The 21,500-nt window shown below is 36.4% G+C and carries 20 protein-coding genes; 10 read left to right on the plus strand and 10 right to left on the minus strand.

What is annotated here, in order from left to right; translation table 11 throughout:
• Positions 1–8 precede the first annotated feature (8 nt).
• Both cysM and epsC read right to left on the minus strand, forming a co-directional pair.
• Positions 9–893: a cysteine synthase CysM gene (gene cysM / locus ACNR9Q_RS12470; protein WP_419211548.1), complete on the minus strand. Its 885-nt coding sequence runs from the start codon at positions 891–893 to the stop codon at positions 9–11.
• Positions 886–1,677 carry a serine O-acetyltransferase EpsC gene (gene epsC / locus ACNR9Q_RS12475; RefSeq protein WP_419211549.1) on the minus strand — a complete coding sequence of 264 codons (792 nt, stop codon included), beginning with the start codon at positions 1,675–1,677 and terminating at the stop codon, positions 886–888. The genes cysM and epsC overlap by 8 nt, the downstream gene beginning before the upstream one ends.
• Before the next feature lie 94 nt (positions 1,678–1,771).
• Between epsC and ACNR9Q_RS12480 the strand changes: the two genes are divergently transcribed.
• Positions 1,772–2,452 (plus strand): DUF2461 domain-containing protein, encoded by a 681-nt coding sequence (locus ACNR9Q_RS12480; RefSeq protein ID WP_419211550.1) that lies wholly within the window; start codon positions 1,772–1,774, stop codon positions 2,450–2,452.
• On the opposite strand, the gene ACNR9Q_RS12485 is transcribed toward ACNR9Q_RS12480, so the two are convergent.
• Positions 2,441–2,851 carry a glyoxalase gene (locus ACNR9Q_RS12485; protein ID WP_419211551.1) on the minus strand — a complete coding sequence of 137 codons (411 nt, stop codon included), beginning with the start codon at positions 2,849–2,851 and terminating at the stop codon, positions 2,441–2,443. The genes ACNR9Q_RS12480 and ACNR9Q_RS12485 overlap by 12 nt on opposite strands.
• 143 nt (positions 2,852–2,994) lie before the next feature.
• On the opposite strand from ACNR9Q_RS12485, the gene ACNR9Q_RS12490 reads away from it, so the two are divergent.
• Positions 2,995–3,888 carry a DUF72 domain-containing protein gene (locus ACNR9Q_RS12490; protein ID WP_419211552.1) on the plus strand — a complete coding sequence of 298 codons (894 nt, stop codon included), beginning with the start codon at positions 2,995–2,997 and terminating at the stop codon, positions 3,886–3,888.
• Positions 3,889–4,108: 220 nt separating this feature from the next.
• Positions 4,109–4,519, plus strand: a complete 411-nt coding sequence (locus ACNR9Q_RS12495; protein WP_419211553.1) for an acyl-CoA thioesterase — start codon at positions 4,109–4,111, stop codon at positions 4,517–4,519.
• On the opposite strand, the gene ACNR9Q_RS12500 is transcribed toward ACNR9Q_RS12495, so the two are convergent.
• Positions 4,510–5,799 (minus strand): dipeptidase, encoded by a 1,290-nt coding sequence (locus tag ACNR9Q_RS12500; protein WP_419211554.1) that lies wholly within the window; start codon positions 5,797–5,799, stop codon positions 4,510–4,512. The genes ACNR9Q_RS12495 and ACNR9Q_RS12500 overlap by 10 nt on opposite strands.
• Before the next feature lie 143 nt (positions 5,800–5,942).
• Here ACNR9Q_RS12500 and ACNR9Q_RS12505 point away from each other — a divergent pair, with 143 nt between their 5' ends.
• A complete protein-coding gene (locus ACNR9Q_RS12505) occupies positions 5,943–7,709 on the plus strand; it encodes an ATP-binding protein (RefSeq protein WP_419211555.1) in 1,767 nt (588 codons plus the stop codon).
• Positions 7,710–7,837: 128 nt separating this feature from the next.
• Positions 7,838–8,740: a hypothetical protein gene (locus tag ACNR9Q_RS12510; protein WP_419211556.1), complete on the plus strand. Its 903-nt coding sequence runs from the start codon at positions 7,838–7,840 to the stop codon at positions 8,738–8,740.
• Between the two features lie 498 nt (positions 8,741–9,238).
• On the opposite strand, the gene ACNR9Q_RS12515 is transcribed toward ACNR9Q_RS12510, so the two are convergent.
• Positions 9,239–10,102, minus strand: coding sequence for a sigma-70 family RNA polymerase sigma factor (locus ACNR9Q_RS12515; protein WP_419211557.1), 864 nt, complete (start codon positions 10,100–10,102; stop codon positions 9,239–9,241).
• Positions 10,103–10,263: 161 nt separating this feature from the next.
• Between ACNR9Q_RS12515 and ACNR9Q_RS12520 the strand changes: the two genes are divergently transcribed.
• From ACNR9Q_RS12520 to ACNR9Q_RS12540, 5 genes are all read left to right on the plus strand, one after another.
• The gene (locus ACNR9Q_RS12520) at positions 10,264–10,776 is read left to right on the plus strand and encodes a DUF6155 family protein (protein WP_419211558.1); all 513 of its coding nucleotides are present in this window, start codon (positions 10,264–10,266) and stop codon (positions 10,774–10,776) included.
• Positions 10,777–11,706 carry a 2-hydroxyacid dehydrogenase gene (locus tag ACNR9Q_RS12525; protein ID WP_419211559.1) on the plus strand — a complete coding sequence of 310 codons (930 nt, stop codon included), beginning with the start codon at positions 10,777–10,779 and terminating at the stop codon, positions 11,704–11,706.
• Positions 11,707–11,804: 98 nt separating this feature from the next.
• Entirely contained in the window at positions 11,805–13,316 is a 1,512-nt protein-coding gene (locus ACNR9Q_RS12530; RefSeq protein WP_419211560.1) for a DEAD/DEAH box helicase, read from the plus strand.
• A gap of 248 nt (positions 13,317–13,564) precedes the next feature.
• Positions 13,565–15,760: a hypothetical protein gene (locus tag ACNR9Q_RS12535; protein ID WP_419211561.1), complete on the plus strand. Its 2,196-nt coding sequence runs from the start codon at positions 13,565–13,567 to the stop codon at positions 15,758–15,760.
• A 241-nt stretch (positions 15,761–16,001) separates the two neighbouring features.
• The gene (locus ACNR9Q_RS12540; protein WP_419211562.1) at positions 16,002–17,168 is read left to right on the plus strand and encodes a glycosyltransferase; all 1,167 of its coding nucleotides are present in this window, start codon (positions 16,002–16,004) and stop codon (positions 17,166–17,168) included.
• A 120-nt stretch (positions 17,169–17,288) separates the two neighbouring features.
• On the opposite strand, the gene ACNR9Q_RS12545 is transcribed toward ACNR9Q_RS12540, so the two are convergent.
• The 5 genes from ACNR9Q_RS12545 to ACNR9Q_RS12565 form a co-directional block, all read right to left on the minus strand.
• Positions 17,289–18,629 (minus strand): hypothetical protein, encoded by a 1,341-nt coding sequence (locus tag ACNR9Q_RS12545; RefSeq protein WP_419211563.1) that lies wholly within the window; start codon positions 18,627–18,629, stop codon positions 17,289–17,291.
• Positions 18,622–19,755 carry a hypothetical protein gene (locus tag ACNR9Q_RS12550; RefSeq protein WP_419211564.1) on the minus strand — a complete coding sequence of 378 codons (1,134 nt, stop codon included), beginning with the start codon at positions 19,753–19,755 and terminating at the stop codon, positions 18,622–18,624. The genes ACNR9Q_RS12545 and ACNR9Q_RS12550 overlap by 8 nt, the downstream gene beginning before the upstream one ends.
• Positions 19,756–19,928: 173 nt before the next feature.
• Entirely contained in the window at positions 19,929–20,393 is a 465-nt protein-coding gene (locus tag ACNR9Q_RS12555; protein WP_419211565.1) for a DUF5004 domain-containing protein, read from the minus strand.
• 145 nt (positions 20,394–20,538) lie between these two features.
• Complete coding sequence (locus ACNR9Q_RS12560) at positions 20,539–21,090, minus strand: hypothetical protein (RefSeq protein ID WP_419211566.1); 552 nt, start codon at positions 21,088–21,090, stop codon at positions 20,539–20,541.
• Between the two features lie 91 nt (positions 21,091–21,181).
• Entirely contained in the window at positions 21,182–21,487 is a 306-nt protein-coding gene (locus ACNR9Q_RS12565) for a hypothetical protein (protein ID WP_419211567.1), read from the minus strand.
• Positions 21,488–21,500 lie beyond the last annotated feature (13 nt).

Raw genomic sequence — 21,500 nt, forward strand, 5'->3', positions numbered from 1 at the left:
CTATAGAACTAATCGAACAGGTCAGATGATAAATAGCGGTCACCACGATCACATACGATAGATACTATAACACCACGTTCTAGTTCATCCGCTAGGCGAAGTGCTACCGTTGCCGCACCACCACTGCTCATCCCTGAAAATATTCCTTCCTCCTTGGCCAATCTTTTGGCCATGATACGCGCTTCATCTTCGCTGACCTCCATAACGCGATCTACCTTTTTGGCATCGAAGATTTTTGGTAAATATTCTTTTGGCCATTTACGTATACCCGGTATACTGGAGTTATCAGTAGGTTGAACCCCTATAATTTGAACCGTATCGTTCTGTTCCTTTAGATAAGTTGATGTGCCCATAATGGTTCCAGTGGTTCCCATAGAGGATACAAAGTGGGTGACTTTCCCTTCAGTATCGTTCCATATTTCAGGGCCGGTAGAGGTGTAATGGGCTTTCCAATTATCGGGATTCCCAAATTGGTTCATCATAATGAAACCCTCTTTTTCAACCTTACTTTCGGCATAATCACGGGCACCTTCAATACCTACATTAGCAGGGGTTAGGGTCACCTTTGCCCCGTAGGCCCTCATAGTCTGTACGCGTTCCTTCGTTGCATTTTCGGGCATGACCAATTCAATATCCAATCCATAGATTCCTGCAATCATGGCCAATGCAATTCCTGTATTTCCACTAGTGGCCTCAATGAGTTTATCGTTCTTGGTGAAATCACCACGTTCCAAACCACTTTTAATCATATTAAATGCCGCACGGTCCTTTACACTGCCCCCGGGATTATGCCCTTCCATTTTAAAATATAAGGTTACATTAGGGTTGGTATTTAAAACCCTTGATTTCACTAAGGGAGTATTACCAATGAGGGACAAAATGGAATTAGACATGGAATGTAGTTTTTATTTTGATTTCTGGAGTATGATAAACTGTTGAATTTGGCTGTACTGATGCTGTAATCCATGCGTTTCCGCCAATAATACTGTTGGTTCCTATGATGGTGTCACCTCCTAAAATAGTAGCATTCGCATATATGGTCACATTGTTTTCAATGGTTGGATGCCGTTTCGTTTTCTGAAGATCCTTAGCAACAAAGAGTCCGCCCAAGGTAACCCCTTGGTAAATCTTAACATCATCTTTGATTATGGCCGTTTCTCCAATAACCACTCCGGTACCATGATCTATATGGAACGATTTGCCTATTTGAGCTCCTGGGTTGATATCCACACCGGTTTGTCTATGCGCATATTCGGTCATTAACCGCGGCACTAAAGGAAATCCAGATTTATATAACTCATGCGCCAATCGGTATACGGAAATTGCATAAAAGCCAGGATAGGCCATATACACTTCTTCAATTGACAAAGAGGCCGGGTCACAATTTACGGTAGCCTCAGCATCTAAGTTTAAACTTTCTAATATCTCGGGTAGTTTTTCAACATAATTTTCCCAAACCTTTTTGCAAGGTTTATCGCTTTCCCAACACGCCAAATCTACCAATTCATCAAACTGTTTTTCAAGTTCCCCTAAATTATCGGCAACGGGGGTTTCAATATCGAATAGGGTATAAAATAAAAGGTCTGTGAACTTTTCCACATTTCTTTTTAAACGGAACCTAAGGTTAGGTTGTTTCTTGTGAGCGTTGATTTTCTCGATTATTGATCGATGGTCCATGGTTTTGCATTAGTTCATCAAAATTAACCAAATTACCAAAAGGACTTCTTATGTATTGGTTAACTTTAGCTTAAAATCACAAGAGCTAGGTCGTATGTTAGAAACAACTATTACAAATGATACCCTTCAATTTTTAAATAAACTGCAGAAGAATAATACGAGGGAATGGTTTGCAGACCATAAAGATCGGTATAAGCAAGAAGAAGCAAAAGTCAAGGTTTTTTTTAAGCACGTGTTTGAAAAATTAAAAGCGCATGATGAAATCGAGCGTTTAAAAGTGTTTAGAATCTATAGGGATGTCCGTTTTTCAAAAAATAAAACACCCTATAAAAATAGTTTTTCAGCTTCCTATTCAAGAGCAGGGCTACACCGACGCGGCGGATATTACGTACACATAGAGCCTGGAAAAAGTTTTATCGCTACAGGTTTTTGGAACCCTGAAAAAGATGATCTGCTGAGGATTAGGAAAGAATGGGAAATCGATACCGCCGAACTACTGAATATTATAGAAAAACCCGAATTCAAAGCTGTTTGGGGAAAGCTGATAGGGGAGGAGTTAAAGACCGCTCCTAAAGGATTCGATAAAGAAGACCCCAATATTGAGTGGATCAGAAAAAAGCAATATATCTTTAAAAGAAGTTTTAAAGATACCGAAATACTGGCACCTGATTTTGCTGATCAGGTGAACGAAAGTTTTAAATGCATCCGTCCATATTTTGATTTGATGAGCTCTATTCTAACGACCAATCTGAACGGAGAATCGTTATTGGACTAATTCAAGCTTTTCGAAATATTGAATTTGATCCTGTAATCGTTTTATGACCATATTCATCATTCGTTTGTTCAAAGCAGAAGAATTTTGAATATACCGTTCATACTCCTCAATGGTGAATTGGCCCATGATCATACCTTTTAGCGAATTCCTGTATTTAATATCCTTTTGAATGACATTCGTAATATAGTCCATACGTTTTTCTAGCGTAAGCTCATAAAAGGCATTTTTGGTCTTTTTGATGTAATTTTTAAAAGAAGCCAAAAGAAGGTCGTTCTGTAGTTTAAGTAAGGGCCGCAACGTTTGATTTTGAAAACGTTCGTCTTCGGTCATATTCGGAAGTAATTTAGCAGAAGGAATTAAAGGGCGCATTTCCAATAATTTTTGGGACCTGTCGTTCATTTCATGAATGTTTTCTTAAAGATATAGATTATGAACCCACTACTTTTATTTCAGAATATTAGTTTTTAACGGGTTATAAACAAATTCCGAAAACAAAGACCTGTGGTAAATATTAGTTATTTTTAAACAAATACAACATAAACATGAAATTCGGAAAAGTAGAACACCCGGAGCTTATAGATTTTTCATTACCCCCCGATCATCGTGACACTGAAGTTTTAGTAAATCAACTTCATGATAATAGTCCTTTTAAGGTGCATGTGGGCTGTGCGAAATGGAACAAACAAGACCTTAAAAATTTCTATCCCAAGGGAACAAAAGATGAATTGGACTACTATTCGACACAATTTAATAGCATAGAGCTCAATGCTACCTTCTACCGTATTTTCCCCGCTGAAACATATCAAAAATGGAAGAATAAAACAGCTGATGATTTTACCTTTTTCCCTAAAATCGTTCAAAATGTAAGTCATTTAAGGCGATTAAATGACCAAGCTTACCCGGTGTTGGATTCCTATTTGGATGTCACCTCTAATTTACAAGGTAAATTGGGCACAATCTTCTTGCAGATGCACAATAATTTTAGTCCCAAAGATTGGGATAGGGTCGTACGGTTCGTTGAAAATTGGCCTAAAGCGTTTAGACTGGCCATTGAATTTAGGCATACCGACTGGTTCAACGAGCAAAATGTTGCCCAAGAACTGTATCGGTTACTCGAGGAAAATGATGTCGCTAATATCATTGTAGATACGGCGGGTAGGAGAGATATCATGCACATGCGATTAACGAATGACGAAGCTTTTATTCGTTATGTCGGGGCGAACCATCCAAGTGACTACACCCGTTTAGACGACTGGGTTGAGCGCCTACAGAAATGGAAAGATAAAGGCCTACGCAAAGTAAATTTCTTTGTACATCAAAATATGGAGCTTGAATCCCCCTTGTTATCTGCATATTTAATCAAACAATTAAATGAAAAACTTAGCTGTAACCTTACCGTTCCAAAGACCAAAAATGACCCACCAACCCTATTTTAGGCACTTTACAATGATTTTATATTTCACATAATAAATGTTAAAGCGTCTTCCAGAAAAGGACTTTAGAACTTTACATAGGCAATTTTTAAAAGCTAAAACAGAGAATAAACTAGAAAGAAGTCCCCATTTTTTTTATGTTGATAATTGTGTGTGTTAAAACTTTTGTACGTAGTTAAGGGTACTTTTATTCGTTTTAATTTTGCCGTATAAAATCTAACTTATGAGATTTCATACTAGAAAATTAGTGAAACCTGGAGATTTAAATTCCAATGGTACTTTGTTCGGTGGTCGATTACTGGCATGGATTGATGAAGAAGCCGCCCTGTATACAATTATTCAATTAGAAAACGGGAAGATCGTTACCAAATATATGTCCGAAATCAATTTCATGAGTGCCGCTAAAAAGGGTGATGTCATAGAAATTGGTATAGAGGTCGTAAAATTCGGGAAAACATCACTTACCCTAAACTGTGAAGTGCGAAACAAAATGAACCATGAGACTATTGTTACCGTCGACAATATTATTATGGTCAATTTAGGCGATAATGGAAAACCCAAACCTCACGGTAAAACGAAAATTGAATTTGTCAAAGATCGTTTAGCCGCTTTGGGAGATGAAAATCAACTTTGACTTATTTCTTGAGCCACTACTTGAACTTCATCTAGAACACGTAAAAGGTTACCGCCCCATAATTTGGCGATTTCTTCTTCGGTATAACCCCTTTTAACCAGTTCTAGAGTAACATTAAAGGTTTCTGATGCGTCTGACCAGCCCTCGATTCCGCCACCTCCATCGAAATCAGAACTGATACCGACATGGTCTATGCCTATTAGCTTTACGATGTAATCAATATGGTCTACGAAATCTGAAACATTTACAGCTTCGGGGGCATCTGTTTTACCCTTTACCAAGTCTTCACCCATTTTACGAACTTTACCATAATTCTCCATAAAGCCTTCTCTTTGGGCATCGGTAAGACTTGAAAATTGTGAGCGGTCGAACCATTCTATACCCAAAGAATCGGCTACTTGTTTATAGATCGATTTCATGTACTCGGATCTTGCATCATTCTTTTTGGTATTTAAATATGAACTGAATGCCACGGTCTGCACTACACCTCCATTTTCCTTCATTAAGAGCAGTTGCTCGTCATCCAAATTCCTACTGTGGTCACAAAGTGCTCTTGCCGAGGAATGCGAAGCAATTATTGGTGCTTTTGATAGAGCGACCATTTGTTTCATAGCCTCTTTCGAAGGATGTGAAACATCGATCATTATTCCCAACCTATTCATTTCTTGTACAGCTTTTTTCCCCAAGTCACTTAACCCATTGTATAACCATAGGGAATCCTTTTCGCCCGTGTTCGAATCTGAAAATTGACTGTGACCGTTGTGCGCCAGAGAAATGTATCTCGCCCCCAAATCATAATATTTTTGAAACTGACTCATATCGGTACCCATCGGGTAGGCATTTTCTACCCCAATCATGGCCACTTTTTTTCCAATACTATCAATTCTTCTCACATCGCCGGATGTTAATGCCAATTCAATTTGATCTGGCGCAATTTCCTCACAAAACCTATGTATAGCTTCGAATTTTTGCATCGCATTCAATTTTGCTTTTTCATACCCTTCATCGGTCAGTGTGTCTTGCCCCGTGTATACAATAAGCCAAGTTACATCTAACCCGCCTTCCTTCATCTTGGGCAAATTTACTTGGGTTTCAAGACGTTGGGTATAGTTCACACTATCGGTAAAATTGGCCACATTGATATCGTTATGTGTATCAATAGTTATAATCTTTTCATGGATTCTTTTGGCTTTTTCTAGCGTAGTTTCTTTTACCTCTTTCTGCTTTTCGCCACAAGAGAGAATCGTCAACAATAAAAACAAATAGGCGAATGGTTTCATAAAATTGGTTTTAGACCTACAATTTAAGGGTATTCACAACAAATACCGAGGCCTAGAAAACAATTTATTGTTAGCTACTATTTAAAGACGGATTTTTAAGTGTTTCAAATTAATAAGCACCAATAATTAAAGAATAAATAATTATGTCGATTTCGAAAACCAAGGATTTGCTTGGTCAACTATCAAAATTGGAACGTACGGTAAGTGAATTCTCCTTTGAAGAGCTAAGTGCCGCTGATGCAAAGATGCTGAAAAAGTCCTTTAGCACTTTTAAATCTAGTTTAGAAAATCATATTTATTCCCCTAATTATAACCCTCAATCGAATGCTCAGCAACAAGAAAAACTTGAAATTGAAAAAAAGTTGGCCTGTCAGAATCAGTTCATTGCCCATGTAAGTCATGAAATAAGGACTCCGTTGAACAGTATCATTGGTTTTGCAAATCTTTTAACTGAAGAAAAGTTGAGCCAAAGTCAGCAAAAAAAGGTACAGGCGATCCAATTTGCCTCCGATTCTTTATTAAAAATTATCAATGAGGTTTTAGACTATTCTAAAATTTCTTCTGGATCCAGTTATTTTGAGACTATTGATTTTAAGTTACAAGACTTACTAAACAACATAATGTTTTTAGGAGAGACCCTGATAATAAATAGAAATATTCAATTAATCATCGAGATAGACCCCCATGTACCAGAAACGATTAAAGGTGACCCCTCGAAATTATCTCAGGTACTTCTTAATTTGGTGGGGAATTCTATAAAATTCGTAGAGCAAGGTCATATAAAGTTGGCGGTAAAAGCAAAAAAATGCAATAAGAATCGATGCATTTTAGAATTTTCAGTATCAGATACAGGTATAGGTATTCCAAAAGAAAAGCTGAAAACCATATTTGAAAGTTATACCCAAGCCGAAGACAATACTTTTGTCAAATATGGTGGCACCGGTCTTGGTCTCTCGATTACCAAAGAAATTATTGAAAAGCAAAATGGAGAAATTGAAATTGTAAGCGAGTTAGGTATCGGCACCCATATAACTTTTAGGTTGCCCTATGACCTTGGTGACCCTAAAAATATCCCAGAAAAATTTTCAAAGGACATTGATTTAATTAAAGGAAAGGAAGCTTTAGCGGGCACTGAAATATTGGTTTTTGAGGATAACTTAATGAACCAGCATCTCATTAAAGAACAATTAACAAAGTGGGGATGTAAAGTTTATACCCCTGTTGATTCGAAAAAAGGCATGGCCTTATTGACCACAAAAAATATAGATCTTATTCTTATGGATTTGAAAATGCCGAATTTAAATGGTTTTGAAATTTCCAAAGAAATAAGAAACCATGCAGATTCCAGAATAAAGACTGTTCCTATTGTTGCGTTCAGTGCAGATTTTACAGAACAGGATGGTGAAGACTGTAAAGCCATAGGTATAAATGATTTTCTATTAAAACCCTATACATTACATGAGTTGATGACCATTATAAGGAAAAACAAGAGAAAGGAAAAAGCACCCATTGAATATACTCAAATACTACAAAAGAAAATGATACAGTCAAAAGAAACTACGCAGGTTGAATTACACAATCTTTTAAATGATTGCTTTGGTGAAGTTGATATGTTAAATGAACTTGTCAGATTGTTTAAAAGCAATGTGCTGGAGTTTATTGGCAACGTTAAAATTCATATGAATAACAATAATCTCAAACAAATAGCCTTTGCAGCCCATAAACTAAAGGCAAGTTTTGCTATGTTAAAAGCCAACGGTATGCGAGAATTAATTGTAGAACTAGAGGCAAAATGTAAAGCCAACAAAGCTACAGAAGTACAAGAACTTTATCTTGCTTTTTTAGAAGACTACCCTTTATTGGAGCAAAACATGGACAGACAACTAGCTGAATTGAATAAAAATTCTTAAAACGGTTGAAAAAGGGATTGACTATAATGAGATGAACAGAAATCTTTGAAGAGGCGGACATTGAAAGAACTACTGCAACTTAAATTGATTTTTTGAACATAAAAAACACTTTTTTATAGCTATGGAAAATGCGAAAAATCCTAATCCAGTTAAGTTGGATAAAAAAAGTTTCAATAAGGGTTGATGAGTTCTTCATTGATTTCTTGCCATTGGTAATATCCGAAAAGATGGCTACAGAAACAGTTTCTAATAAAGATTACCGCGATTTCGAAATTTTGTTCGCGCTCGATGCCTCTTTTGCTAGCGAAGCTATACCACAAACAACGATTACCCAAACGACTAAAACCTTAGAGGCAATTGACTGGTCTGCAATATCCGGACAAAATATGGCAGAATCGCAGCAAGATGAAAATTCGAATGTTAACGACTATCTTAAATTTTCTGAAAACACGTATACTTCATATTCCCCAGATTTCCTAAAGGAACAGGAAATGGAAACGATGGTTCTTTTAGAGAATATTGCCGATTTGGGTGATTGTAGAGAACTTCCAATATTACACAAATTACAAAAAGAAAGCAGTTCACAGTTAGTATTGGAAAGGGCTCATGAATTGATTCAAAAATTCTCCTTTCAATCACCAGGTCCTAAAGAGTTGTTCCACTCACATAATACCCAAAAAAAAAGTGTTTTTACAGCTATTTTCAATCAATCTGATACAGAAACTAAACTTATACTATTAGAAGATATCAATAAAATTGGGGATGAAAAAGAAATACCTTTATTGAAAATGCTTTTAAACGATTCTAATAAATTCATTGCCCATAAAGCTGTTGAGGTCTTAAAACATATTCAGCTTAAAAAGAATAGGGAAGAAATTATTGAAATTGCTTGGTATGACAAACTACTTTTCAACGTTGATTATGAACTAGAACTTGAGAAAAAGTTAACTAATAATGAAGGCACAACATTATTTGACCAACTATGTTCTATGTCCCCTAAATTATATAACAGCTTAAACACGGATAGTTGAGAATTTAAAAAAGAAGAAAACTTCAGTAATTCAGTACTTAAAATTCCTTCATATTACCTTTTAAAAGGTTTTACAACAAAAATAAAAAGGTTCACCACAATTGTTTGTCGCGATGTAACCTTTAATCTATATTTATCATGCAAGAATTATTTACCCAAATAAATTTTAATTTCTAAACCTACATCCATGCTTTACGACACTTACGGTGAAGAGTATTTAATTTTTCTTCAAGATTTAAATGAAATTTTAAGTATCAACGAATTAGCCGAACTAGATTACATGTAAAAGATTTCCCAAATCAATAACTTAAAAAACTAGAAATTTATGGCTCATCAAAATAAGAATTTTTCATCCTATCAAATTTTTATTCAGGATTTAAATAATATTTTAGCCGATTTTGATATCAATAAATTAACGTATTCATAGTGTTCAAGTCTTTAGTTAAAAAGAAAGCACCCTTAAAAAAAGGGTGCTTTCTTTTTATAACCTTAGATGAAATTATCCTAAATAGGTTTTTAACAACTTGCTTCTAGAGGCATGACGTAATTTACGAATCGCTTTTTCCCTGATCTGGCGAACACGTTCGCGGGTCAAATCAAAGGTTTGTCCTATTTCTGCCAAAGTCATAGACTGCTGGTCTCCGATGCCATAGTACAACTTCACAACATCTGCCTCCCTTGGGGACAAGGTATCCAAAGCCCTATTGATCTCTGTATTCAGAGATTGTTGCAACAATTGATTATCAGGTCTAGGAGACTCCCCAGAACGCAGCACGTCATATAGATTAGAGTCTTCGCCCTCGCGCAAAGGAGCATCCATCGATACGTGTCTTCCAGAATTTTTAAGCGATTGCTTTACTTCCGTAACGGTCATTTCCAGTTCTTTAGCAATCTCTTCAGGAGAAGGCGGACGCTCATGTGCTTGCTCTAAATAGGAAAACGTTTTTTTAATCTTGTTTATTGAACCGATTTTATTTAGTGGTAAGCGAACGACTCTAGATTGTTCTGCCAAGGCCTGTAGTATAGATTGCCTGATCCACCAAACAGCATACGATATGAACTTGAAACCTCTGGTTTCATCAAATCTTTTGGCCGCTTTTACCAAACCTAAATTTCCTTCATTGATCAAATCGGGTAATTTTAAACCTTGGTTTTGATATTGTTTGGCTACGGAAACCACAAACCTCAAATTCGCTACGGTCAATTTCTCTAAGGCAACTTGACTACCCTCTCTAATCTGCTGTGCAAGTTCTACTTCCTCATTTGCAGTAATCAAATCTATTTTACTGATATCTTGCAAGTATTTGTCGAGTGATTTTGATTCACGATTCGTAACCTGCTTAATAATCTTTAGTTGCCTCATATGTGTTAATGGAATTTAGAAGTTGTACAAGTTTACAGTATACCATTTTTTTGCCTCTTTTGCAAGGATATTATAACTTACTTCTACAAGAGTTACCCATTCACATATTTAGGAGGTTAAAATGGTAAAGCTTATTTTTGGTTGAATATCAGTCGTAAGAAATGAGTAAAAGGGCACTTAAAGCATATCTCTCCAAATTACCAAAAAAAGCGTTGGAGGAACAACTATTGGAGCTTTACGAAAAATTCACCCCCGTAAAGACCTATTATGATTTTGCGTTCAACCCTAAGGAAGATAAATTGGTCCAAGAAGCAAAAGCCAAAATATCAAATGAATATTTTCCTTTGAACAGAAGGCGTCCCAAGGCAAGAAGATCGGTTGCGCAGAAATATTTGAAACACTTTATCAAATTAGGGGTCGACCCTCATTTGATTGCAGATGTCATGTGTTTCAATCTTGAGATTGCCCAAACATTTTCCATGGAAAAAAATGTGCCCGATTCCTTCTACAAGAGTATGCTGAATTCCTTCAATGAAGTCATTCAATTTACAACGGTTCAGGGTATTTTGCCTGACTTCAAAGAGCGCATCCTAAAAATATATACAGAAACACAAAAACAGCAATGGCTATATGAAGATGACTTTTCTAAAGCCTTGGATATAATAGATCAATAAATGGCAATAGTAATTATACGACAGGATACTAAAATAGACCTCTGGAAAAAGGCACTGTTAGCAGCAAATAGTAAATTAGAAGTCTACAGTTATTTGGAAGAACACCCGAAAGACCGGATTACCATGGCAATCATCTGGAAACATCCGGTGGGCTCTCTTGACGTCTATCCCAATTTAAAATGTATTGCTTCGGCAGGGGCAGGGGTCGACTATATTTTTGAAGATCCAACCCGTCCTAAAAATATTCCTATAACGCGCATTGTTGATCCTTATTTGGCGAGTGATATGTCCGAGCATGTACTGGCGGTTATTCTTGCCCATCTCAAAAATCTAAATACCTACAAGCTGAAACAAGTTGAAAACGTTTGGAAGCCCATGGAGTATCAACGTATCAAAGATGTAGCGGTGGGTATTTTGGGGCTAGGAGAATTGGGGGCACTCACGGCATCGGATTTGTCCTCGGTCGGATTTAAGGTCCAAGGATGGAGCCGGACCAAAAAGAAAATCGATAATGTCAAAACCTATTCTGGTCAAGATGAATTATCAGAATTCCTTCAATCAGCGCAAATATTGGTGTGTCTGTTGCCCTTGACACCACAGACCGAGGGTATTTTAAACAAAGCGCTTTTATCGCAATTGCCTAAGAATGCCTATGTTATCAATGTAGCCCGTGGGGGACATTTAGTGGATGGAGATTTGATCATGCTCTTAGATAATGGTCATCTTTCCGGGGCATGTTTAGATGTATACCATATTGAACCCCTACCAAAGGCACATCCGTTTTGGAACCATAAAAAAGTACATATGACGCCGCATTACGCCAGTGTTTCCGATACGAATTCGGTCATCCCCCAAATCTTGGAAAACTACAATCGATTGGAAACCGGACAGGAACTGCAGCATCAAGTAGATATGGAGAAGGGCTATTAATATTTCGCAATTCGGTATTTATATTTCCTATACCCATAAAAATCACATAATTTTAGAAGGTTTTTGCATTAGTAACCTATTTAACGCCTACAAGCCTTTTGAAGCTACAGAAAGAGACCACGGAGAAAACATTGTACGAGTATCAAGAGGAGGATCTAAATACTATCTTCAAGTATTTGGATGAGAACAACGATAACTCCAACTTACTATACCAGCTGCCTACAGGTGGTGGAAAAACCGTTGTGTTTTCTGAAATAGCGAAACGCTACATCGAAAAGACCAAGAAGAAGGTCATTGTACTCACCCACCGAATAGAGTTGAGCCAGCAGACGTCTAAAATGCTCAATGGTTTTGGGGTAAAGAACAAAATCATAAACAGTGAGGTAAAGGAATGGCAAGATCAGGATGAATACATGTGCTTCGTGGCCATGGTAGAAACGCTGAATAACCGACTACAAGAAGAAAAAGTAGAAATTAACAATATTGGTCTGGTCATTATTGACGAGGCCCATTACAACTCCTTCCGCAAGCTCTTTAAATTTTTTGAAAAATCCATTATCCTTGGTGTTACGGCAACACCTTTAAGCTCGAACATCAAGCTACCCATGAAGGATAATTACAATAAGTTGATTATCGGGGAATCCATTCAATCCTTGATCGACCAAAAGTTTCTGGCCAATGCGAACCTATATAACTACGACGTAAGCCTGCAGAGCCTAAAACTGGGAATTAGTGGTGATTACACAGTTAAATCATCCGATGAGCTGTATGGTAACCATAGTATGTTGAACAAATTGGTTTCTGCCTATAACGAGATCGCCAAAGGTACCAAGACCCTTATTTTCAACAACGGCATAAATACGTCAAGATATGTTTACGAAATCTTTAAAAAAGCCGGGTACAATATTCGGCATTTAGATAACAAGAACAATGCATCTGAACGAAGGGAAATTTTGCAATGGTTCAAGGAAACCCCTGATGCCATCTTAACTTCGGTCAGTATCTTGACTACAGGTTTCGACGAACCCTCTGTAGAAACCATCATCCTCAACCGTGCCACCCGTTCATTGACCCTTTACTTTCAAATGATCGGGCGTGGATCTAGATACCTGCCCCACAAAGAGGAATTCAATGTAATCGACATGGGTAATAATATTGCCCGTTTCGGACCGTGGAATGCAGGCATCGATTGGCAGGAAATTTTTCATTTCCCCGATTTTTATCTGGAGAACATTAAAAACGATGAAGAGATCGAACGGGAATTCGTTTATGAGATGCCCGCTGAGCTGCGTGCCGAATTCGCCAAATCTGACGATATCGATTTCGACATCAAGGCAGAATATAAAAAGAGTTTTGCCAATGGCGAGAAATCTAAATTGGTCTTGGAAAAGAGTATTGAACAGCACGCCAAAATTTGTGTCGAAAATTCTGAAGATGTTTTTGATGCGCGTATTCTAGCAAAAAAACTAAAGGAGGAGATTAAATATCGGGTACGCCAATATTCCTATTGCATCATGAACAATACCAAGAACTATAAAGAATGGTTAGAAGAGGATTATGAGCGAAAACTTCGCTCTAAAATTTCCAAAAAATTCGCTTCTAAAATGTGACTTTTAGCGGACCGTTGTTGGTTGTTAATTAGTTCTATTTCACTCGGTACCAAATACTCAGTATTCAGTGCTTTCTTTTAGACTTTTCATTCACTCTTTAACTTTTACCTCATTACCCCTCCTAAAGAAGAATTCCTTAAACAGCGGACCCTATTATTATCAGATTGTGAAAAATAATTGTCTAGTCAGGTATATTCAAGTAAGATGGTTAATTTAAAGGCTTAAAATTGCCTTACCGACCACCCCTTATGAAAAACCGACTGCTTTCATTTATCTATCTGTTAACACTCATCATCTATGGTATTGCCGGCTATCACTTTCTCACCGGCTGGCATCCTATTATCATGATGCTAATTGCGATTGCCATTGGTTTACTATTGCATGTGATTCTTTACGCCATTTTCACTTTTATAGGTAAACGTTCCAAAAGAATATCCTTAACTGCCGTTACAGCTGTTTTAAGTGGAATATCGGTTTTTATAGCCCTAAAACTGTTCGGGTTTGGCTGGCCAAATGTTTTCTTTTACAGCGTTATCGCTTTGTCTCTGCTATTCTGTATCAGTTTGTTTTGGTTTTTGAATAAAAAATCGATCCTTTCTACTTTTTTTCTCGGAATAACGCTTTTGGGGATGATCTATATTCTTTTCAACCTGATAAATCCTGGAGAAAATATCTATGAAAAAGAAATTCCTTTCGCTTTTGTGGATAATAATGTAATCTCTTCGGAAGTGCACGCTATGGAAAATCCTGCGGCGGACGGATCTTTTACAGTTTCAACATTTACGTATGGAAGCGGCACCGATGAAAACCGAGAAGAATTTGCTTCGGATGCCAAATTCAAGACAGCAGCAGTTAATGCTAAAATCGTATTACCTGAATGGAAGGGCAAAAAGAAAAAATGGCGTGAACAATATTGGGGTTTTGGGGTCGAGAATTTTCCCTTGAACGGAAGGGTCTATATGCCAGAAGGAGAAGGTCCGTTCCCCTTGACGCTCATCGTTCATGGCAATCACAGCATGATCGATTATTCAGATGACGGCTACGGTTATCTGGGAAATATGCTGGCGAGTAGAGGAATCATCGCCGTGTCGGTAGATGAAAATTTTATTAACGGACATTGGTCAGGTGATTTTATGGGGAAAGAAATGCCTGCCAGGGCGTGGTTGCTATTAAAGCATTTGGAACTTTGGCGAAATTGGAATTCGGAAACCGGACATGAACTTGCCAATAAAGTGGATATGGAGAGCATCATGTTGGTGGGCCACTCTAGAGGGGGAGAAGCGGTTTCTATTGCGGCAGCCTATAACGAACTTCCGTATTTACCAGATGACGCCAATGAAAAATTCGACTTCAATTTCAATATTAAAGGGGTTGTCGCTTTGGCCCCGACAGATTATCGGTACGATCGTAAAATCAAATTAAAAAATATAAACTTCTTGAGCCTGCAGGGTTCCTATGATTCTGATGAAGTCAGTTTTTGGGGAATGCGTCCCTACAGAAGATTAGAATTTACCGATTCCATTCCCCGTTTTAAAGCCGGTGTTTATATTCATCATGCCAATCACGGCCAGTTCAATTCTACTTGGGGAAATTCAGATTTTGGTGCCCCGGCCAAATGGTTGCTGAACCTTAAACCCTTATTGAAAGAAGAGCAGCAGCAGGCGGCAGCGAAGGTATTTATAAGTGCTTTTGCCGAAGCCGTTCTAAAAAATAATGCTCAGTATGTGCCCTTATTCAAAAATGTGGCCGTTGGCAAACAGTGGCTTCCCATTGAACAGTACCTTACAAATTTCGAATCTTCGTCAACTACGGTAATCGCCGATTTTGAAGAAGATCTAGATGTTACGACGGCCCAGGATAGCACACTTCTTTCGTCCGAAAATATGGTGATCTGGAAGGAAGAACCACTAACTACCCGTGATAAAAAAAGTCAGGATAATACCGCCTTGTTCTTAGGATGGGACTCGGAAAAAACGCTAGGTGCCCAACCTGTTTATGAAGTTGCGTTATCAAAAAGCGAAAGCGCTTTATTCAAAAAAGAATCCACCTTACAACTTTCCATTGCTTCTGGAAATCATGACTGGTTGAAAAAAAATGATGAAAATGAGAAAGAGGAAGAAGAAACAAAAAAAAGGGAGGTTCCTCAGTTAGATTTTACGATACAATTGACCGACGAATCGGGTAATACGGCTGCGCTTACGGTGAGTACGGTTAAACCCATCGCAAAACCTTTAAAAAGTCAGTTCACCAAATTTAAATTTTTGGAGGATGATATGGTGGGTGGCGATTGGGAAGTCCAGTTACAGAGCTTTCATTTTCCTTTGGAAACGTTTCAAACTAAAAATCCTGATTTCAAGCTAGACCAAGTTCAAAAAATAGAATTCTTGTTTGACCAGAATTCCTACGGAGTAGTGGTCATCGATGACATTGCGATTGAAAAATAGTGGTTAGTTGATTGTTGATTGTTGAATATTAAAGTGAAAAGATAAACACGAAAAGGTAAAAATTAATAAAAGATCATCCCGAGCGCAAGAGTAGAATCAATAGTTTTAGAAATACATTGCTAACAGCCAACCATAATACTTAAAAAAGAAAGCCATCAACGCACAATCCACAACCAGAAACCAATTACTCGTCATCGCCCTTTTCTGGCCAGAACCCGAATCAACTGCGGCCGGGGTACGCATGTTACAATTATTAAATGTTTTTCAAAAACAAGGCTATGCGATTACGGTAGCTTCGGCGGCATCTAAATCGGAGTTTTCGTTAGACCTGACTGCATTAGCAATCGATATGCGGGACATCCAAATGAACGATAGTTCTTTTGATGTTTTTGTAAAAGAGTTGGATCCAAGTGTGGTGTTGTTCGATCGATTTTTGACCGAAGAACAGTTCGGCTGGCGGGTAGTGGAACAGGTACCCGATGCCTTACGTATTCTGGATACCGAAGATTTACATTCCCTGCGTCATGTACGTGATCACTGTTTTAAAAAAGGCGTTAATTTCACTACGGATATCTGGCTGCAAGATACTAAGACCAAACGGGAGATTGCCAGTATCTATCGCTGTGATCTTTCTTTAATTATTTCCAGTTATGAACTAGAGCTTCTTACAGAAGTGCTTAAAATAGATAAAAGTCTACTTTTGTTACTCCCCTTTATGGTGACGGAAATCAATGAAAATATACAATGGCCTACCTATGAACAGCGAACGGATTTCCTGTTTATCGGTGGTGGAAAACATGCCCCCAACATAGATGCCATACTTCATTTAAAAACGAATATATGGCAATTTATCCGTCAGCAATTACCGGATGCAAAGCTTCACGTGTACGGAGCTTATTTACCACAGCAGGTTTTGGAAATGCATAACATAAAAGAAGGATTCTTGGTACGGGGCAGGACGGAAGATGTTCAAATGGTTATGCAACAGGCACGTGTTTGCTTGGCGCCTTTGCGTTTTGGTGCCGGTATTAAAGGGAAACTCTTGGAAGCCATGCGAAATGGCACGCCCAGTGTAACCACCAGCATTGGGGCCGAAGGAATGCAAGGTATTTTAGAATGGAACGGTTTTGTTGAAAACGCTGCTGAAGATTTTGCAAATGCCGCCGTTCGATTATATACGGAAGGATCTGCCTGGCAAATAGCACAGGAACAAGGAAAAACCTTGGTCAATACCTTGTTTTCAAAAAACAGTTTGGAAACCCTTTTGGTTTCAAAATTGGATGCTCTTCAAATGAACCTCTCTCATCATCGAAAACAGAATTTTATTGGGGCTTTACTACAACACCAAACGTTAAGCGCAACCAAGTATATGGGAAAATGGATTGAGGAGAAGAATAGGGGAGTTTAGGTTGTGTTTAGTTATCGGTCTTGTTTATGCATAAACTTTTCGGATTATAATTGACCTTTATTTTATTGATTATCTTTGAGTTAAGCACCAAAACCACTATTTTCGAATACGGTATTGTGGCTAGTTATTGTCAGTTGAATTTCGATTTGCACTCTCTAATATTCTTTCTTTTTCTAGATTAAATAGTTCTCTAAGTTTTGATGAATATTTAATTTCCTCCTGCTCAAGATTAAATTCTGAAATTTCGTTATTTTCTTGTTCTGTCAAATAATCAATAAACCTTTCCGCTCTCTCAATTCTAAGGTTTATTCTATCCATAATTTTTCTGCTATTTTTGAGTTTTAATTCTTCACTAGCTGAACGGATTAGATAATTGTTTAGTTCTTCGTCGTAAACACCTGTTTCTAGACAAACTAAATCGATGTATGAAAAATTGAAAACCAAAGTTTCAAACATATATTTTCCAAAAGCAGTTATTTTTATCTGGTCAACATCATTACTGTATTCCTCAAGCCTATTACTTGATTCAATTAAACCTTTTCTCAAGTATAAATCTATATAGTTTTCGCATTCCTTTATAAGGGAATATTTTTCCTCAAATTCTTGTACGAAAAATTTAACATCAATAAAACCCGTTGATGATTGTCCTCCAAATTTATTGCTTAATAAATCAAGTATCCGTAAGCCTGTAAAATGAGAACTATTGTGGTCATTACGCAATTGATAAACATTTGGAATTCTGCTCAATGTTTCATCATAAAATATCCTATCTGGTATCATCATAGGTTTTATAACCTGATGACTTTGAAAATTCCAATATTTGTGTTTTGAAATCTCATCAACATTTGTATATCCTGATTTTAAAAACCCTTTAAAGAACTCTAGTGCTTGGCGAACATCTCCGTGCGTTGCATATCTTAAAAATAAGCTTAACTGACTTTTATCATTTTTAAGTTGATAAGTACAAATCTCTAAAAAGCTTTTTATTGTTATTAAATCAGACTCACTTTTTATGCTATATTCTAAATCTATTTCAGCCGTATATTTTAACTCTTCAATAATGTATTCTAATCGTTTTACTAATACTTCTGGAATAACTGGTGCAGTTAAATGATATCCAGGTGTATGATAAGCATCTAAAACACCTTTTGTTTTAGCATTATAAAATCTTTCTTCTCGCATAGATATTATAACTAAACAACTTAATCTTCTAGAAATTTCAACAGCAGTTAAATAACATTTGTCTTGCAATTCAACGTTAAGTTGGTCCATATTATCAAGAAATACAATAAGTCCTTTGTTCTGAGTTTTTAATCTTGTACTTAATTTCTCTGCAAAAAGTTTTGTATCTTTTATATGTTCTTGAATAAACTGTCTCAGCAATTTTTGATATTCAATATCTTCTTCTTTAAGTCCCTCTAAAACTTGTTTTTTTAATACCGAGAATTCATTATTAAACAAATCTAATATTTCTTAGCCTTTCTCCTTCAATTATGTTGTCAGTATCAATCTCCTTTAAGGTTCTACTCCAAATTTCGCTTGTCAATTCTTCTACAGTTTGTGGTGAATCAATTAAATCTACTAAAGCAACTTTAGAGTGCATATCAATTTGAATTGGTCGAATATGGAATAGGAATCTTTTTAAAAATGTAGATTTACCAGAGCCACGTCCACCAAACAAAATCATTACATTATCTAAGTTTTCTTGTTTGATAATTTTGATAATTTTATTTCCAAATGCACCTCCTTCTTTGTCGTCTGTAAAACCTCTAAATCCTTGATTTTTAAAATAAGGTGTCAATGAATCATATAAAAATCCTTGTACGTTTTTTTGTAGTTTATCATAATGTCCCTTGTTGGTTACATAACAATTCTCCATGAAAGAAGAATCAGTTTCTGGAATAACTCCTAAATATCTTCTTCCAATAATGTTTAATGAATTAGCATAAGGATTGCTGTTGACAGGTGTGTCGTAAGCAGTAATGTTGTTTTTAGGATAAAAGATTTCAGAATAACTTTTTTTATTTATTCCTATTTGTGATTGTATTGACCTTTCATTAGTTACGTTATAATAACTCAATAGATTTACAGCTTCTGTATAATTATCTCTAAAAAAAGATAAATCTCTTATGACAATTGCGGGTAATTTTTTCCAAGGCTTTTTATTTGTTGCCGTTATTTTGAATATAATCCAAACAAAACCATTACAAACACAAGCATATTCACACAAGATATCTTCGCAATATTCTTTTACTTGAAATACAGCATCTTTGATATTTTGGTCAGAAAGTAGTTTTTCGAGTTGAATTTTTTGATAATTTTTGCCACTATTATAATTTGATGGAAGATTAAAATAGACTCCGTTTTTTTTGCTTTCTATAACTAATATTGGTTTCAATCCTTTGTCATACAGAATATAATCTGCTCTATTTCCATTAATGTTTTTTTCGACCGCTGTTGAGTCTTTCGGCCATTTTAAATATTTCTCAAGAATTTCATCAATTATTTTAAAGCGAGTTTCCGCTTCGTTTAGATTATCAAGAGTATATTTTTTAATTATATTTTCAACAACTTCTATTTCTGTCATATGATTTCTCTAATTAGCCACAACGAAGAGATATATGAAGTTTCAATTTCATATATCGGTTGCTAACGAAGATCGTTTTTTGTTAATTACCATCAAAGGGTGGTCTTATAACAGTTGTAAGAAGTTATTAACGGAAAACCTCCACAAATAGGTCTACAGGTTAGTATTTAATTTTACTCCACTCGTGTAAAGAGTTCGTATTCATAATCAATACTTGGGCTATCTACCTGAAATATCCATTGCATTAGACTATCCGTAGGAAACTCAATTTCAATGTTTGATTCTTGACCGGCAGCAGATTCATTGGAAGTATCGGTTACAACTGAAATCAAGTAACGTTCTTCGGTATTTTCCCATTTACCAGTAAGAACCCCTGTACTAGAGCAGTTATCGTCTGGCCCATCGAACGTCTCAATTCTAAAAGTTCCATCAGCCTCGAAAGAATAACGTCCTAAAGTGGCACAGAAATAGTTGTATTCAGAAAATTGGTCTGTCCCATCATCCAAAACATCTCCACGACCCAATTCAGTCCAAATTCCTACAATAGAATCTATTGTTTTGGGCTCATCAGTAGTTGTTTTATCGGAAGAACATGCAAAAAATATAATGGATAAAAAAAGAAATAGGCTATTTTTCATTAGTATAGTTTTTCCAGGTTAGAAAAATTCTAACGTTGATGTTTGTAAAAAATTATTGTGACGTCCTTTGAAGGTTATTTGAAGAAGCTATTTCAGGATTATAATTGTCTTAGTTGAAATAATAATTCACTATTTCTGGATAGCATTATTCGACACAGGTATTGTATGTTTCCACTATAGTAATGATATCATCTTTAGAAAAAATTTTAGTACTCAATTTAGAAACTATAATTGGACAATCTTGAAAATACTCTGTAGCGCGTTTCCTAAAAGATTTAGAGGGTCTTACTGTTTCTAAAGGGCTGGCAATAGCCTCATCCGGCCTTTGTACATAAAATTCATTTAAATTATAAAAGGACAGTATTCCGGGTGTTGTTGTTGTCATCCCAACAGTTCTACCATAAAGTGTTGCCTTACCGCTAACAACAACACAAAATATTTCTTTTTTGTTTTCGGAGACTGGTATGTATTTAAAGTAGGCTATTTCAGATTCAGAATACTTAAATTTCATCAATTCAACCTGCTCTTCATCATATGCGGCTTTCTCACCCTTTTCTTTATTTCTAAATCGAACTTTAGATTTACCATTAAAATGAATTAAATCTTTTGAAACTATCGGAATCCTTAATTCTCCTACTAAGGTTTTTCCACCTTTTAAAAGTAGTTCCCCTTCTGTCCAAGTATATTGGGAAAACATACTAAAGGCGTTTATGAAGAATAGTACTGAAAAGATTTGGTTTCTTGACATTTGCATATTTAAATTTAAGATATTCATCATCATCAACCTATTACTTCGCACAATTGGAGTTATAATAATCGGCCACTTCAAATGTTCGTTTAAGTTCCCCTTCTTGTATTTTGGGTATAAGGCTGGGGCAATTGCTGAAATAGCGGGCTAAATTCTTCTTTTTTAATCCGAATATCCCTTGAGTAGCCCGTACGTAATAAGTGTCTTTAGCTCTTTTAAACAAGGGGAACGAATCGCCATAGCTACTATCGTCTATAAACTGTTTACCATATACACTTATAGAACCTTCTGAATATACGATTAAAAATACTTTATTCCCAAAACGAGGGTCGGCGCTATAGGTCAAGCGAAGGAAGTCA

Origin of the sequence: Maribacter sp. X9, from assembly GCF_048537565.1 — a bacterium.
Classification (GTDB): Bacteria; Bacteroidota; Bacteroidia; order Flavobacteriales; family Flavobacteriaceae; genus Maribacter.

Bases quoted from the DNA above. Each gene is read 5' to 3' on its own strand.
- ACNR9Q_RS12500 (WP_419211554.1), bottom strand. From the start codon at position 5,799: ATGAAACCATTCGCCTATTTGTTTTTATTGTTGACGATTCTCTCTTGT.
- ACNR9Q_RS12525 (WP_419211559.1), top strand. From the start codon at position 10,777: ATGGCAATAGTAATTATACGACAGGATACTAAAATAGACCTCTGGAAA.
- ACNR9Q_RS12535 (WP_419211561.1), top strand. From the start codon at position 13,565: ATGAAAAACCGACTGCTTTCATTTATCTATCTGTTAACACTCATCATC.
- ACNR9Q_RS12515 (WP_419211557.1), bottom strand. From the start codon at position 10,102: ATGAGGCAACTAAAGATTATTAAGCAGGTTACGAATCGTGAATCAAAA.
- cysM (WP_419211548.1), bottom strand. From the start codon at position 893: ATGTCTAATTCCATTTTGTCCCTCATTGGTAATACTCCCTTAGTGAAA.
- ACNR9Q_RS12485 (WP_419211551.1), bottom strand. From the start codon at position 2,851: ATGAACGACAGGTCCCAAAAATTATTGGAAATGCGCCCTTTAATTCCT.
- ACNR9Q_RS12505 (WP_419211555.1), top strand. From the start codon at position 5,943: ATGTCGATTTCGAAAACCAAGGATTTGCTTGGTCAACTATCAAAATTG.
- ACNR9Q_RS12495 (WP_419211553.1), top strand. From the start codon at position 4,109: ATGAGATTTCATACTAGAAAATTAGTGAAACCTGGAGATTTAAATTCC.
- ACNR9Q_RS12480 (WP_419211550.1), top strand. From the start codon at position 1,772: ATGTTAGAAACAACTATTACAAATGATACCCTTCAATTTTTAAATAAA.
- epsC (WP_419211549.1), bottom strand. From the start codon at position 1,677: ATGGACCATCGATCAATAATCGAGAAAATCAACGCTCACAAGAAACAA.
- ACNR9Q_RS12540 (WP_419211562.1), top strand. From the start codon at position 16,002: ATGTTACAATTATTAAATGTTTTTCAAAAACAAGGCTATGCGATTACG.
- ACNR9Q_RS12490 (WP_419211552.1), top strand. From the start codon at position 2,995: ATGAAATTCGGAAAAGTAGAACACCCGGAGCTTATAGATTTTTCATTA.
- ACNR9Q_RS12510 (WP_419211556.1), top strand. From the start codon at position 7,838: ATGCGAAAAATCCTAATCCAGTTAAGTTGGATAAAAAAAGTTTCAATA.
- ACNR9Q_RS12555 (WP_419211565.1), bottom strand. From the start codon at position 20,393: ATGAAAAATAGCCTATTTCTTTTTTTATCCATTATATTTTTTGCATGT.
- ACNR9Q_RS12520 (WP_419211558.1), top strand. From the start codon at position 10,264: ATGAGTAAAAGGGCACTTAAAGCATATCTCTCCAAATTACCAAAAAAA.
- ACNR9Q_RS12550 (WP_419211564.1), bottom strand. From the start codon at position 19,755: ATGACAGAAATAGAAGTTGTTGAAAATATAATTAAAAAATATACTCTT.
- ACNR9Q_RS12560 (WP_419211566.1), bottom strand. From the start codon at position 21,090: ATGTTTTCCCAATATACTTGGACAGAAGGGGAACTACTTTTAAAAGGT.